General features: G+C 70.6%; 17 protein-coding genes. All 17 read right to left on the bottom strand.

The features are described from left to right. Positions 1-9: 9 nt before the first annotated feature. A complete protein-coding gene (locus tag MANAM107_RS08335) occupies positions 10-195 on the bottom strand; it encodes a type Z 30S ribosomal protein S14 (protein WP_003781856.1) in 186 nt (61 codons plus the stop codon). A 1-nt stretch (position 196) separates the two neighbouring features. Continuing rightward, a complete protein-coding gene (gene rplE, locus MANAM107_RS08330) occupies positions 197-763 on the bottom strand; it encodes a 50S ribosomal protein L5 (RefSeq protein ID WP_218929171.1) in 567 nt (188 codons plus the stop codon). An 11-nt stretch (positions 764-774) separates the two neighbouring features. Then, positions 775-1,119, bottom strand: a complete 345-nt coding sequence (rplX, locus tag MANAM107_RS08325; RefSeq protein WP_179900191.1) for a 50S ribosomal protein L24 — start codon at positions 1,117-1,119, stop codon at positions 775-777. 1 nt (position 1,120) lies between these two features. Continuing rightward, on the bottom strand, positions 1,121-1,489 hold the full coding sequence (rplN, locus tag MANAM107_RS08320; protein ID WP_179900190.1) for a 50S ribosomal protein L14: 369 nt from the start codon (positions 1,487-1,489) through the stop codon (positions 1,121-1,123). Positions 1,490-2,037: 548 nt separating this feature from the next. Next, complete coding sequence (rpsQ, locus tag MANAM107_RS08315) at positions 2,038-2,346, bottom strand: 30S ribosomal protein S17 (RefSeq protein ID WP_179900552.1); 309 nt, start codon at positions 2,344-2,346, stop codon at positions 2,038-2,040. Then, on the bottom strand, positions 2,343-2,588 hold the full coding sequence (gene rpmC, locus MANAM107_RS08310) for a 50S ribosomal protein L29 (RefSeq protein ID WP_124932642.1): 246 nt from the start codon (positions 2,586-2,588) through the stop codon (positions 2,343-2,345). Before rpmC ends, rpsQ begins: the two co-directional genes overlap by 4 nt. Further along, positions 2,588-3,007 carry a 50S ribosomal protein L16 gene (gene rplP / locus MANAM107_RS08305; RefSeq protein ID WP_179900551.1) on the bottom strand — a complete coding sequence of 140 codons (420 nt, stop codon included), beginning with the start codon at positions 3,005-3,007 and terminating at the stop codon, positions 2,588-2,590. Before rplP ends, rpmC begins: the two co-directional genes overlap by 1 nt. A gap of 3 nt (positions 3,008-3,010) precedes the next feature. Continuing rightward, positions 3,011-3,820 carry a 30S ribosomal protein S3 gene (gene rpsC / locus MANAM107_RS08300; RefSeq protein ID WP_179900550.1) on the bottom strand — a complete coding sequence of 270 codons (810 nt, stop codon included), beginning with the start codon at positions 3,818-3,820 and terminating at the stop codon, positions 3,011-3,013. Beyond that, positions 3,820-4,197, bottom strand: a complete 378-nt coding sequence (gene rplV / locus MANAM107_RS08295) for a 50S ribosomal protein L22 (protein ID WP_179900549.1) — start codon at positions 4,195-4,197, stop codon at positions 3,820-3,822. The genes rpsC and rplV overlap by 1 nt, the downstream gene beginning before the upstream one ends. 31 nt (positions 4,198-4,228) lie before the next feature. Then, entirely contained in the window at positions 4,229-4,507 is a 279-nt protein-coding gene (gene rpsS, locus MANAM107_RS08290) for a 30S ribosomal protein S19 (RefSeq protein ID WP_008729396.1), read from the bottom strand. A 12-nt stretch (positions 4,508-4,519) separates the two neighbouring features. Next, positions 4,520-5,356 (bottom strand): 50S ribosomal protein L2, encoded by an 837-nt coding sequence (rplB, locus tag MANAM107_RS08285; protein ID WP_124932646.1) that lies wholly within the window; start codon positions 5,354-5,356, stop codon positions 4,520-4,522. A gap of 21 nt (positions 5,357-5,377) precedes the next feature. Then, positions 5,378-5,683 carry a 50S ribosomal protein L23 gene (gene rplW / locus MANAM107_RS08280; RefSeq protein WP_223907287.1) on the bottom strand — a complete coding sequence of 102 codons (306 nt, stop codon included), beginning with the start codon at positions 5,681-5,683 and terminating at the stop codon, positions 5,378-5,380. Beyond that, complete coding sequence (gene rplD, locus MANAM107_RS08275; RefSeq protein ID WP_223907284.1) at positions 5,680-6,324, bottom strand: 50S ribosomal protein L4; 645 nt, start codon at positions 6,322-6,324, stop codon at positions 5,680-5,682. The genes rplW and rplD overlap by 4 nt, the downstream gene beginning before the upstream one ends. 4 nt (positions 6,325-6,328) lie before the next feature. Next, positions 6,329-6,997 (bottom strand): 50S ribosomal protein L3, encoded by a 669-nt coding sequence (rplC, locus tag MANAM107_RS08270; protein ID WP_223907281.1) that lies wholly within the window; start codon positions 6,995-6,997, stop codon positions 6,329-6,331. Between the two features lie 8 nt (positions 6,998-7,005). Continuing rightward, positions 7,006-7,314: a 30S ribosomal protein S10 gene (rpsJ, locus tag MANAM107_RS08265; RefSeq protein WP_003786051.1), complete on the bottom strand. Its 309-nt coding sequence runs from the start codon at positions 7,312-7,314 to the stop codon at positions 7,006-7,008. Positions 7,315-7,528: 214 nt separating this feature from the next. Beyond that, positions 7,529-8,779 carry a class C sortase gene (locus MANAM107_RS08260; RefSeq protein ID WP_223907278.1) on the bottom strand — a complete coding sequence of 417 codons (1,251 nt, stop codon included), beginning with the start codon at positions 8,777-8,779 and terminating at the stop codon, positions 7,529-7,531. After that, entirely contained in the window at positions 8,773-12,369 is a 3,597-nt protein-coding gene (locus MANAM107_RS08255; protein ID WP_223907275.1) for a CshA/CshB family fibrillar adhesin-related protein, read from the bottom strand. Before MANAM107_RS08255 ends, MANAM107_RS08260 begins: the two co-directional genes overlap by 7 nt. Positions 12,370-12,748 lie beyond the last annotated feature (379 nt).

Genomic DNA, 12,748 nt, shown 5'->3' with positions numbered 1-12,748 from the left:
CGTAAGTTCTTACCAGCTGGACTTGCTCACACCGGGGAGCTCGCCCCGGAGGGCCATCTCCCGCAGGCAGATACGGCACAGGCCGAACTTGCGGTACACGGAGTGCGGGCGCCCGCAGCGCTGGCAGCGCGTGTAGGCACGCACACCGAACTTCGGCTTACGGTTCGCCTTCTCGATCAGAGCGGTCTTGGCCATGTCACTTCTCCTTGAAGGGGAAGCCGAGCTGCTTGAGCAGAGAGCGGGCCTCCTCGTCGGTCTTGGCCGTGGTCACCACGGTGATGTCCATGCCGCGGACGCGGTCGATCTTGTCCTGGTCGATCTCGTGGAAGACTGCCTGCTCGGTGAGACCGAAGGTGTAGTTGCCGTTGCCGTCGAACTGCTTGGGGCTCAGGCCACGGAAGTCGCGGATGCGGGGCAGGGAGATCGACACGAGGCGGTCGAGGAACTCCCACATGCGGTCTCCGCGCAGCGTGGAGTGGGCGCCGATGGGCATGCCCTCGCGCAGCTTGAACTGGGCGATGGACTTGCGGGCCCGGGTGACCTGGGGCTTCTGCCCGGTGATCGCGGCGAGGTCGCGCACGGCGCCCTCGATCATCTTGGAGTCGTGTGCGGCCTCGCCCACACCCATGTTGACCACGACCTTGGTGATGCCCGCGACCTCCATGACGTTTCCGTGCTGGAACTCCTTGAGCAGGGCGGGGCGCACCTCCTCGGTGTACTTGGTCTTCAGGCGGGGGACGATCTTGTCGGCCTTGTCTGCCATTTCAGCCATGGTCACAGGTCCTCCCCGCTCTTCTTGGCGTAGCGCACGCGCACGACGCGCTTGCGGCCGTTCGGGCGCTGACCCTCCTCAAGGCGGACACCCACACGGGTGCGCTTCTTGGTCTTGGGGTCAACGAGCATGACGTTGGAGGCGTGGATCGGGGCCTCGACGGTCTCGATCCCGCCGGTGCGGGCACCCTGGGCGGACTGCCCCACCTTGGTGTGCTTGGTGACGCGCTGGACGCCCTCGACGATGACGCGCTCGGCGCCGGGCAGCACCTTGAGGACGCGGCCGGTCTTGCCCTTGTCCTTGCCGGAGATGACGATCACCTGATCGCCCTTCTTGATACGTGCCATGTCAGATCACCTCCGGGGCGAGTGAGACGATGCGCATGAACTTCTTCTCGCGCAGCTCGCGGCCCACGGGGCCGAAGATGCGCGTGCCTCGGGGGTCGCCGTCGTTCTTGAGGATGACGGCGGCGTTCTCATCGAAGCGGATGTACGAGCCGTCGGGGCGGCGGCGCTCCTTGCGGGCGCGCACGACGACGGCCTTGACGACCTCGCCCTTCTTGACGTTGCCACCGGGGATGGCGTCCTTGACGGTGGCGACAATGGTGTCGCCGACACCCGCATAGCGACGACCCGAGCCGCCGAGTACACGGATGCAAAGGATCTCCTTGGCACCGGTGTTGTCGGCGACCTTCAGTCGCGACTCCTGCTGGATCATTGAGTGTTCTCCTGTCGTCGAGCCGGTTCTCGGCGAGTCGCCGAGCCTAGCCGAACGTTCTTCTGGACTTGCGCGCCCGCCCGCTCAGGCCACGGGTAGCCCGTAGACTCGGGGAGGTCCGCGGCGTGTGGGCCCCAGCAGACACAGGCGCACGCGGCACGAGGTCTCTGCTGGGCGCGCCGAGGGCGCACGCAACCCCGTCAGCCTAGTCCAGCGGCGCCTGCGCACGGAACCTGAGAATCCCCCGGAGGCCTGTGCCATTGCTCACCGGCCGTGCCCCGGACCGCCCGGCATGCCGCGCCCCGCTGGGTGATTCGCATCTCGCGGAGCGACTCGCATCCTGCGGGGTCGGATGGCGCGCCATCAGCGGGCGATATGCGAGTGACCCGGCGATAGCGGCCGGCGGCGCGCAGAGCGCACAGAGCGCACCGAGCCCACAGAGCGCACGGCCAACCCGGCCGCCGCAGCCGCAAGCAACGCCGACGCCGCAGCCTCCCCGGTGTGGGGGCTGCGGCGTCGGCGGTGGTGGGCCGGGGCTCACCAGCGGGTCACTTGGCCTTCTCGAGGATCTCCAGGAGGCGGAAGTGCTTGGTGGCGCTCAGCGGGCGGGTCTCCATGATGGAGACGAGATCGCCCACACCGGCCTCGTTGTTCTCGTCGTGGACCTTGACCTTCTTGGAGCGGCGCAGGACCTTGCCGTACAGGGAGTGCTTGTAGCGCTCCTCAACGAGGACGACGACGGTCTTGTCCATCTTGTCGGAGACGACATAGCCGCGGCGGACCTTGCGCTGGTTGCGCTCGGGGGCCTGCTCAGGCTGCTCCGGGGTCGGTGTGCTGGAAGTAGTCTGCTCGCTCACTTGGACTCCTGGCTGCTTGGAGCGGTACGGATGCCGAGCTCCCGCTCGCGCACGATGGTGTAGATGCGGGCGATGTCGCGGCGCACGGCCTTGAGGCGGCCGTGGTCCTCGAGCTGGCCGGTCGCCGAGGCGAACCTCAGGTTGAACAGCTCGGCCTTGGCCTTGGACAGCTCCTCGGCGAGGCGCTCGTTGTCCATGCCGTCGAGGTCGGACGGGGTCAGTCCCTTGGAACCGATAGCCATCAGACGTCACCACCCTCACGAGTCACGAAACGGGTCTTCATCGGAAGCTTGTGCTGTGCGCGGCGCATGGCCTCGCGGGCGAGCTCCTCGGAAACGCCGCCGAGCTCGAACAGGATGCGTCCGGGCTTGACATTGGCGATCCACCACTCGGGAGCGCCCTTACCCGAGCCCATACGGGTCTCAGCGGGCTTCTTGGTCAGCGGACGGTCCGGGAAGATGTTGATCCACACCTTGCCGCCACGCTTGATGTGGCGGGTCATGGCGATACGGGCCGCCTCGATCTGGCGGTTGGTGATGTAGGCGGGCTCCAGAGCCTGGATGCCGAAGTCGCCGAAGGCGATCTGGTTGCCGCCCTTGGACAGGCCCGTACGGTGCGGGCGGTGCTGCTTGCGGAACTTGGTCCGACGGGGGATGAGCACGGCTCAGGCCTCCGTTCCCTGCTCGGCGGCAGCGTTCTCGGCGGCCGGCGCCTGCTCGGCCTGCTGCTCGCTGTTCTGACGCGCTCCGCGCTCGCCACGGCGCCCGCCGCGGCGCTCACCGCGACCGCCGCGCCCGCGGGAGCCGGACTCGGCCTGCTGGCGGGCGAACTCGCGCTCGGTGAGGTCGCCCTTGTAGATCCACACCTTGACGCCGAGACGGCCGAAGGTGGTCTTGGCCTCGTAGAAGCCGTAGTCGATGTTGGCCCGCAGGGTGTGCAGCGGCACGCGCCCCTCGCGGTAGAACTCGCTGCGGCTCATCTCGGCCCCGCCCAGGCGGCCCGAGCACTGGACCCGGATGCCCTTGGCGCCGGCGCGCATGGCCGACTGCATGCCCTTGCGCATGGCGCGGCGGAAGGAGACGCGGGAGGCCAGCTGCTCGGCGATGCCCTGGGCCACGAGCTGGGCGTCCAGGTCGGGGCTCTTGACCTCCAGGATGTTGAGCTGGACCTGCTTGCCGGTCAGCTTCTCCAGCTGTCCGCGCAGGCGCTCGGCCTCGGCGCCGCGGCGGCCGATGACGATGCCCGGGCGGGCGGTGTGCAGGTCGACGCGCACACGGTCACGGGTGCGCTCGATGTCGACCTTGGAGATGCCCGCGCGCTCCATGCCGTCCTCCATGAGGCGGCGGATCTTGACATCCTCCTCCACGAAGTCGCGGTAGCGCTGACCGGGCTTGGTGGAGTCGGCGAACCAGCGCGAGCGGTGGTCCGTGGTGATGCCCAGGCGGAACCCGGTCGGGTTGACCTTCTGCCCCATTACCGGGCTCCTTCCTGACGTGCGGAGTCGGCCTTCTCGCCGACGATGATGGTGATGTGGCTGGTCCGCTTGAGGATCCGGCTGGCGCGCCCCTGGGCGCGCGGGCGGAACCGCTTGAGGGTGGGGCCCTCGTCGGCGAATGCCTCGATGATGAACAGGTCGTTCTCGTCGAAGCGCTCACCGTCGCGCTCGGCCTTGAAGCGAGCGTTGGCGATGGCGGACTCGACGACCTTGCGCACTGGCACCGCAGCGGCCTGCGGTGCGAATCGCAGCACGTTGACGGCCTCGACGGCGCGCTTGCCGCGGACGACGTCCACGACGCGGCGAGCCTTCATGGGCGTGCAGCGCACGTACTTGGCCTGCGCCTTGGCTTCCATAGTTCTCTGCCTCTCTTAGCTTCCGACGGCGTCAGCGACGCGACTTGCGATCGTCCTTGACGTGCCCGCGGAAGGTGCGGGTCGGAGCGAACTCGCCGAGCTTGTGGCCCACCATGGACTCGGTGACGAAGACCGGGACGTGCTTGCGGCCGTCGTGGACGGCGAAGGTGTGTCCGAGGAAGTCCGGCGTGATGACCGAACGACGGGACCAGGTCTTGATGACGTTCTTGGTGCCCTTCTCGTTCTGGGCGTCCACCTTCTTCTGGAGGTGGTCGTCGACGAAGGGACCCTTCTTCAGGCTACGCGGCATATCGGGCTCCTATCAGCGCTTCTTGCCGGTCCGACGACGACGCACGATGAGGCGGTCGCTGGACTTGTTCGGACGACGGGTACGGCCCTCGGGCTTGCCCCACGGGGAGACGGGGTGGCGACCACCGGAGGTCTTGCCCTCACCACCACCGTGCGGGTGGTCCACGGGGTTCATGACGACACCGCGCACGGTCGGGCGCACGCCCTTCCAGCGCATACGGCCGGCCTTGCCCCAGTTGATGTTGGACTGCTCGGCGTTGCCGACCTCGCCGATGGTCGCGCGGCAGGCGGCCTCGACGTTGCGGATCTCGCCGGAGGGCATGCGCAGCTGCGCGTACTTGCCCTCCTTGGCCACCAGCTGGACCGAAGTGCCGGCGCTGCGGGCGATCTTGGCCCCTCCCCCGGGGCGCAGCTCCACGGCGTGGACCACGGTACCGGTGGGGATGTGGCGCAGCTGGAGGCTGTTGCCGGGCTTGATGTCCGCGGTGGGGCCGGACTCGACGACGTCGCCCTGGCGCAGCTTGTTGGGGGCGATGATGTAGCGCTTCTCGCCGTCGGCGTAGTGCAGCAGGGCGATGCGCGCGGTGCGGTTGGGGTCGTACTCGATGTGCGCGACCTTGGCGGGCACGCCGTCCTTGTCATGGCGACGGAAGTCGATGACGCGGTAGGCGCGCTTGTGGCCGCCGCCCTTGTGGCGGGTGGTGATACGACCGCTGGAGTTGCGACCACCGGTCTTGTGCAGGGGGCGCACGAGGGACTTCTCGGGCGTGCTGCGGGTGATCTCCACGAAGTCGGCCACGGAGGAGCCGCGACGACCCGGGGTCGTGGGCTTGTACTTACGGATTCCCATATCGATCCTCTACCTTCCGGGTCACTGGGTGACGTCGCCGAAGATGTCGATGGTGCCCTCGCGCAGCGTGACGATCGCGCGCTTGGTGTCCTTCGACTTGCCCATGCCGGTGCGTGTGCGGCGCCGCTTGCCCTTGCGGTTGATCGTGTTGACCGAGTCGACCTTGACCGAGAAGATCGCCTCGACGGCCTGCTTGATCTCGGTCTTGTTGGCGCTCGGCGCCACGATGAACGTGTACTGGCCGCGGTCCATGCAGGTGTAGGACTTCTCGGAGACGACCGGCGCGATGATGACGTCGCGGGGGTTCTTGGACTTCTCGAGGCTCACTTGGACTCCTCCTCGCCCGTGCCCAGGAAGCCGTCCAGGGCGTCGGCTGTGAAGACGACGTCGTCGGAGTTGAGGACGTCGTAGGTGTTGAGCTGGTCGGCCCACAGGACGTGCGCCTCGGGGGCGTTGCGCAGGCTCAGGCGGCTGAGGTCGTCCTCGCGGCTGACCACGACCAGCGCCTTGCGGTCGGTGAGGTGGCGCAGGGCCGCCAGGGCGGCCTTGGTGGAGGGCGCCTCGGTGGTGACGAACTCGGTGATGACGTGGATGCGGCCGTTGCGGGCGCGGTCCGACAGGGCCGAGCGCAGGGCGGCGGCCTTCATCTTCTTGGGGGTGCGCTGGTTGTAGTCGCGCGGCTGGGGCCCGTGGACGGTGCCTCCGCCGACGAACTGGGGGGCGCGGGTCGAGCCCTGACGGGCGCGGCCGGTGCCCTTCTGGCGGTAGGGCTTGCGCCCGCCGCCGCGCACGGCGCCACGGGTCTTGGTGGCGTGGGTGCCCTGGCGGGCCGCGGCGAGCTGGGCCACGACGACCTGGTGCATGAGCGGGATGTTGAGCTCGGTGTCGAAGATCTCCGCGGGGAGGTCGACGGAGCCGGTCTTCACGCCCTTGGAGTCGACGATGTCGACGGTGAGTGCCTCAGTCATGGTCTCAGGCTCCCTTCACGGCGGTACGGACGACGACGACCGACCCCTTGGGGCCGGGGATGGCGCCGTTGACGAGCAGGACGCCCTTGTCGACGTCCACGCCGCGGATCTTCAGGTTCTGCACGGTGCGCTTGACGTGGCCCATGCGGCCGGCCATGCGCAGGCCCTTGAAGATGCGGCCGGGGGTGGCGCAGGCCCCGATGGAGCCGGGCTTGCGGTGGTTGCGGTGGGCGCCGTGGGAGGCGCCGACGCCGGCGAAGCCGTGGCGCTTCATGACGCCCGCGAAGCCCTTGCCCTTGGAGGTGCCGGTGACGTCGACCAGCTGGCCGACCTCGAAGGTGTCGGCGCCCAGCTCCTGGCCGGGGGTGAACTCGCCGGCCAGGGAGGTGCGCACCTCGGCGACGTGGCGGCGGGGGGCGACCCCGGCCTTGGCGAAGTGACCGGCCAGGGGCTTGGTCACCTTGCGCTCGTCGATCTCGCCGAAGGCGAGCTGGACGGCCTCGTAGCCATCGGTCTCAATGGTGCGGATTTGGGTGACGACGTTGGTGTCGACCCGCACGACGGTGACGGGGCGCAGGACCCCGTTCTCGTCCCAGATCTGGGTCATGCCGAGCTTGATGCCGAGCAGCGCCTTGGCAGGCGCGGCGGCAGCCGGCGTGTGAAGCGTTGTCATGGCGATCCTCAGAGCTTGATCTCGATGTTGACGTCGGCGGGCAGGTCGAGTCGCATGAGCGAGTCGACGGCCTTGGGCGTCGGGTCGACGATGTCGATCAGCCGCTTGTGCGTGCGCATCTCGAAGTGCTCGCGGCTGTCCTTGTACTTGTGCGGCGACCGGATGACGCAGAACACGTTCTTCTCGGTCGGCAGCGGCACGGGGCCCACGACCGTCGCACCTGCGCGGGTCACGACGTCGACGATCTTGCGCGCCGAGGAGTCGATGACCTCGTGGTCGTAGGACTTGAGCCGGATGCGGATCTTCTGTCCCGCCATGGCGCCTAACCTCTCTTGTACTTGCTTCTGCCGGTCCACGCGCTCGGGCGTGTCGCAGTGCGACGCGCACGGGCCCCTGAGTGCTCCTCGGGGTGCGGACCGGTCTGGACACACGGGAATCCGATCGGAGGATCGGCCCGTCAGACTGGACTCCCGGGCTGGGCCCGGGATGCGGCCGTGAGGAGGGGAGCCCCTCACCGGCCGAATAACGCTATCAGCGCCGGGCCCCGGACTGGAACCCGGATGGCCGGTCCAGTCCTGTGAGACCGCCCACCCGTCCCCCGCGCTCGGGCGTGTCGCACCGTGGTGCGCCTGCGGCCGCCCGGCCGCCGGCGTGACGGCGGCGGCGCCACAGGCCTCCCCGGCGCGCGTTGCCGTGCCGCGGGCGCAGTGCCGCCCGCGCTCCGCGGCCGCTACGGGGCCTGCGGCCGCGGCGCGGGACCCCGCCGGCCCGCTCGCGGCGGGCGGCGCCGTAGCCGGTGCGCCACAGGTAGGCCCCGAGCAGGATCTGGCCGGCGGCCAGTGCCACCGCCCACCAGGGGAAGTGGGGCACGTCGGGCGCCGCCCCCGCGGAGTCGATGGCCTCCTGGGGGGTGGGGAAGACGCGCTCACCGGTGACCAGGATGCGGTGGGTGTTGATGCCCAGGGGGGTGCAGGTGACCAGGGTCATGAGGTCCTTGCCCTCCTGGGCGCGCAGGGCCTCGGTCTCGTCGGGGTTGACCACCCGGGTCTCGATGACGCGGTAGACGAGGACCTCCCCGAAGACCTCGATGGAGAAGGTGTCCCCCTCCCCCACGCGGTCCAGGTGGGTGAACATGGTGGCGTCGGCCAGGCCCCGGTGGCCGGTGACCACTGAGCGGGTGCCGGGGCCGCCCACGGGCAGGGAGGTGCCCTCCAGGTGGCCCAGGCCCTTGAGCAGGGTCTCATCGGAGGTGCCGTGGTAGACGGGCAGGTCCAGGTCGATGACGGGGATGCGCAGGCGCGCCATGAGGCCCTCGGGGCTGGCCGACAGGATCGTGTCGTACTCCAGGGACTCGTCCTGGGAGGCCCCCTCCCCCGTGGGCACATGGGTGTTGGCCTCCAGGAGCGCCCCCACGGACAGGGCGTCGTTGTAGGCGTGGGCCTGGGCCAGCTGGGTGGCGGCGTCGGGGAAGGCGTCGGCCACCTGGGTCTCGTAGTTCCCGGTGACCTGGGACTGGTTGTACTGGGAGAACCAGGCGGCCACGGTCGGGTAGGCCAGGAGCAGCATCCCGGCCTCGGCCAGCAGGCAGGTGATGAGCGCGGAGATCGACAGCCTCCAGACCCGCCGGCCCCGCCCCTGCCGGCCCGCCTCCCGGAGCCGTGCGCCGCCTGCGCCCCGGCTCCCGCCCGGCGCGGGGGCCGGGCGGTGCGGGGCATCAGTGCGCTGGGGGCGGCCTCCGGCCCGGCGCGCCTGCGCGGCGCGGGGAGGGCGGGGCATCAGCATGCGGCATCCCGACGGCGGCGCCTGCGGATGAGGGGGACCAGGAGCGCGGCCGCGCTGAGCACGCCGCCGGCGATGAGGAAGAGGTGGGCGCCGCGGCCCCCGGTCAGGGGGATCGCCGGGGCGGCCGACTTCCGATTGACGATGTCGCCCAGGCCGACGGCCTGGTCCTGCGTATCGATGGTGACCTGCCGGGGGGTCGTGTCGAGCTGGTAGCCGGTGGGGGCGGCGGACTCCACCAGGGTGTAGCTGCCGTGGGTCACGCCCGTCAGGCGCAGGACGCCCGCGGTGGGGTCCTGGTCCGCGGAGTCCTCGGGGCACACCTCGGCGCAGTCGTCGATCTCCAGTGCCGTGGCCCCGGGCGCCGTGGGGGTCAGCCGCCAGGCCGAGCCGCCCAGGAGGGTGCCGCTCTCGTCGGTCTTGCGCCAGGTGACGGTGCCGGTGATGGGCTCGTTGAGGATGGGGCCGAGGTCGAGGCGCTGGTCCTGGAGGCTGATCTCGGCGTCGATGGGGGTGGTGTCGAGCCGGTAGCCGGTGGGGGCTACGGACTCCACCAGGGTGTAGCGGCCGTAGGCGACGTCGGGGACGGACAGGACGCCGGGCAGGGGGTCCTTGTCGAGGGACTGCTCGGAGCACACCTGGACGCAGTCGGTGATCTCGACGGCGTCGCCCGAGGGCCGGGTGGGGGTCAGGGTCCACTGGGAGCCCTCCAGGGGCGTGCCCTCATCGTCGACCTTCGTCCAGGTCAGGGTGCCGGTGATCCGCTGGTTGATGACGGCGCCCGCATCGACGCTCTGCCCCTGGGTGGTGATGGCGACCTCGTGGGGGGCGGTCTCGAGCCGGTAGCCGGTGGGGGCGGTGGTCTCCACCAGGGTGTAGCGGCCGTAGGTGAGATCGGGGACGGTGAAGGCCCCGGCGGCCGGGTTGCGGTCCCGGGACTGCTCGGAGCAGACCAGGACGCAGTCGGCGATCTCGATGGGGGTGCCGGAGGGATCCACCGGGGTCAGGCGCCAGGCGGATCCCGCCAGGGCGACGCCGTCCTCGTCGGTCTTGGTCCAGGTGGCGGTGCCGGTGATGGGCTCGTTGAGGATCCGTCCCAGGTCGAGTCTCTGCCCCTGGGTGGTGATGGCGACCTCGTGGGGGGCGGTCTCGAGCCGGTAGCCGGTGGGGGCGGCGGACTCCACCAGGGTGTAGCGGCCGTAGGGAAGGTTCTCGACGGTGAAGGCGCCGGCAGCCTCGTTGCGGTCCACGGACTGCTCGGAGCACGCGCCCTCGCAGTCGGTGATCTCGATGGGGTCGCCGCCGGGCTCCACCGGGGTGAGGGTCCACTGGGAGCCTCCCAGGGGCTGGTCCTTGTGGTTGACCTTGGTCCAGGTCGCACTCCCGGTGATCCGGGTGTTGACGACGGCGCCCAGGTCGATGGCGCTGCTGGGGCCGCCCCCGACGTAGCGGCCCTCCTTGACCTCGGTGGTGAGGTTGTATCCGGTGGGGGCGCCGGTCTCACGGACCCGGTAGGTGCCCCAGGCCAGGTCGGTGACGGTGATCCGCCCCTCGGCGGGGTCGGTATCGGGTGCGGAGTTGTCGGTGACGGCCGTGGGCCGGCCCTCGGCGCCGTCGGGCCCCACGGGGGTCACGCTCCACTGGGAGCCGCCCAGGAGCCGGCCGTCCTCATCGGTCTTGGTCCAGCTCAGGGTGGTGGGCAGGGCCTTGTTGGTGATCTCGCAGGTGACGCGGTCCTGGTTCCTGATCTCCACCGTACCGGTGGTCTGCCCGGCCTCGGAGACCGGCCCGTCACTGGAGGTGTAGGTGTAGCCCTCGGGGACGAGGGTGCCGGGGCTCTGGTAGCACACCCATCCCTGGGGCTGATAGCCCGGGGAGAAGGGGTGGGCGGAGGTCTCGGTCTCGGCCAGGGTGTAGGTGCCGGGCAGGACGGGGGCCTGGGGGGCGCCTCCGTCGCCGGAGAGCACGGGGGCGGCGCCGGGCTGCGCGGGGGTGGCGCTGAGCCGCCAGTGGGCGGCCTCCAGGGTGGAGGCGCCCGCCCAGGTGGCGTCGACGGTCTTGACCAGGGTGAGGGAGGGCAGGAAGACCGAGGCGGTGTAGTCCTCGACCTCGCCCGAGCCGGTGACGCCGGTGGGCTCCAGGGGAATGTAGGAGCCGTCGGGGAGCCTGTCATTGGAGATGCGCAGGCGCATGAAGGTGTTGGTGCCGCCGTCCTCGCCGAGGACCGAGCGCAGGGCCGTCAGGGGCACCTCCCACTGGGGGGTGGCGCTGCCACCGGCGCACTCCTCCTGGGTGCTGGCCTCGGTATCGGGGTCGAAGGCGCCGTCCCGGTTCCAGTCGATCCATCCGCGCACCTGGCCCGGCCCGGTGCAGGCGACCTCCTGGCGGAAGGACTGCCCCTGGATGGCGCTGAGCTGGACGTGGGAGGGCAGGGCGTCCTCGTCGCCGGCCCCGGGAGTGCCGGCCAGGCCGGCGTCCTGATCGTCACCGGTGGCGTCAGGGGAGAAGCGGGCGCTGGTCTCGGAGTCCGTGGTGGCGCCCAGGCGGGTGGCCGGGGGGCCGGCGGTGGCCACCTGCCCGCCAGTGGCGGCGGCCGTGATGTTGAAGGCGGTGGAGAACCATGAGTCGGAGCGGATGTCGGTACCGACGAGGCCGCCGCTCCAGGTGGGCTGGAAGGCGGAGCCGGCGGCCCCGTAGGACTCCGGGGCGTCGCCGAAGTCCATGTACCCGACGACTCCGAAGGCGACGGCGGAGTTGCCGGTGGCGATCATCTGGACATTGGTGGTGGAGGCGCCCTCGACGAAGAGGACAGAGACCGGCCCCCACCCCCCGGCGCGGTTGGAGCACTGGGTGGAGCTGGAGCGCAGCCTCAGGCCCGTGTAGCGCTCGCCGGTGACATCGGAGAAGGTGTTCCACTCCCCGCGGGAATCGGTGGTGCAGCCGGCGCTGCGGGCGGACTCCAGGAGGCGGTAGCGCCCTGAGTCGGCGTGGGCCGTGATGGACTCCCCCAGATTCCTGCCCGTATCCCAGGTGGAGGACTCCGCATCGGCCACCACCATCCCGGCCATGGGGATCTCCCTCTTGGGCAGGGCGTCGATGGCGCCCTGCCCGGGCTGGGTCTCGGAGAAGATGAGGTAGGTGCGGCAGGACACGGAGAAGGTGACCGTCACGGGATTGTTGATGTTGGCCCGATCGAGGTTGGCGATGCCGATGGGCAGGCCGCTCCTGGCGCTGCGCCCGGCATTGCCCTGGGAGTAGTTCGCGCCGTTGTTGTAGAGGCGGGCCAGTCCGTCGCCCCGCCAGCTCCCGGGCTCGTAGCCCAGGACGAGGTTGCCGCTGTTGCGCGAGATGGTGCACTGGGAGGCGCGCCAGGTGGCCGGGCGCGCCGAGGCCTGGGTCGGGGTGGACCAGCGGGTGTAGCTGCTCCCCGTGCTCAGAGCGGCCCTGCCGCCGTCGGTCCAGTCGATCCAGTCGATGACCTGCTGGTACCTGCCCAGCCCTCCGGCCGGGTTGCCCTGGACGGCTTGGGCGGGGCTGGGATGGAGGACGGGGGGCAGGGCGCCCAGGGCCAGGAGGGCGAGGAGTCCGGCCATGAAGGCCCCCAGCCGACGCTGACGCCTGGCCGCGGCGGGACGCGCGGGATGCCGCAGCGCGCGGGGGCGCTGCCACCAGGTTGGGGACACGGTCCGATCTCCTCCAGGACGATGGGCAGGGGCACGGCGGGTTGCCGGGACGACGGCGGAGCCAGGGCTCAGGGCGGGCGCGGGCCGACGGCGGCCCGGGGCGCCGCCCGCTCGCGCCGGGATAGGGCAATGGGATGAGTGGTGGGCAGGACCGGGCCGCGGCCGGCTCCCGGCCCTGGGGGCCGGCGGTGGGAGCGGGCTCGAGGACGACGCTACTGCCTGCCGGGGCCCGGGCCGGGTGGCTCGAGGACCGCGGAGCGGAATTGTTACGCTCTTGATGCGGCTCCTC

The organism is Actinomyces capricornis (assembly GCF_019974135.1).
In the GTDB taxonomy this organism is placed as follows: Bacteria; Actinomycetota; Actinomycetes; order Actinomycetales; family Actinomycetaceae; genus Actinomyces; species Actinomyces capricornis.
This window is presented reverse-complemented; position numbering and strand designations above follow the sequence as displayed.

Coding starts and splice junctions, on each gene's coding strand:
- MANAM107_RS08335 (WP_003781856.1), bottom strand. CDS start 195: ATGGCCAAGACCGCTCTGATCGAGAAGGCGAACCGTAAGCCGAAGTTC.
- rplE (WP_218929171.1), bottom strand. CDS start 763: ATGGCAGACAAGGCCGACAAGATCGTCCCCCGCCTGAAGACCAAGTAC.
- rplX (WP_179900191.1), bottom strand. CDS start 1,119: ATGGCACGTATCAAGAAGGGCGATCAGGTGATCGTCATCTCCGGCAAG.
- rplN (WP_179900190.1), bottom strand. CDS start 1,489: ATGATCCAGCAGGAGTCGCGACTGAAGGTCGCCGACAACACCGGTGCC.
- rpmC (WP_124932642.1), bottom strand. CDS start 2,588: ATGGCTATCGGTTCCAAGGGACTGACCCCGTCCGACCTCGACGGCATG.
- rpsC (WP_179900550.1), bottom strand. CDS start 3,820: ATGGGGCAGAAGGTCAACCCGACCGGGTTCCGCCTGGGCATCACCACG.
- rplV (WP_179900549.1), bottom strand. CDS start 4,197: ATGGAAGCCAAGGCGCAGGCCAAGTACGTGCGCTGCACGCCCATGAAG.
- rpsS (WP_008729396.1), bottom strand. CDS start 4,507: ATGCCGCGTAGCCTGAAGAAGGGTCCCTTCGTCGACGACCACCTCCAG.
- rplB (WP_124932646.1), bottom strand. CDS start 5,356: ATGGGAATCCGTAAGTACAAGCCCACGACCCCGGGTCGTCGCGGCTCC.
- rplD (WP_223907284.1), bottom strand. CDS start 6,324: ATGACTGAGGCACTCACCGTCGACATCGTCGACTCCAAGGGCGTGAAG.
- rplC (WP_223907281.1), bottom strand. CDS start 6,997: ATGACAACGCTTCACACGCCGGCTGCCGCCGCGCCTGCCAAGGCGCTG.
- rpsJ (WP_003786051.1), bottom strand. CDS start 7,314: ATGGCGGGACAGAAGATCCGCATCCGGCTCAAGTCCTACGACCACGAG.
- MANAM107_RS08260 (WP_223907278.1), bottom strand. CDS start 8,779: ATGCTGATGCCCCGCCCTCCCCGCGCCGCGCAGGCGCGCCGGGCCGGA.
- MANAM107_RS08255 (WP_223907275.1), bottom strand. CDS start 12,369: ATGGCCGGACTCCTCGCCCTCCTGGCCCTGGGCGCCCTGCCCCCCGTC.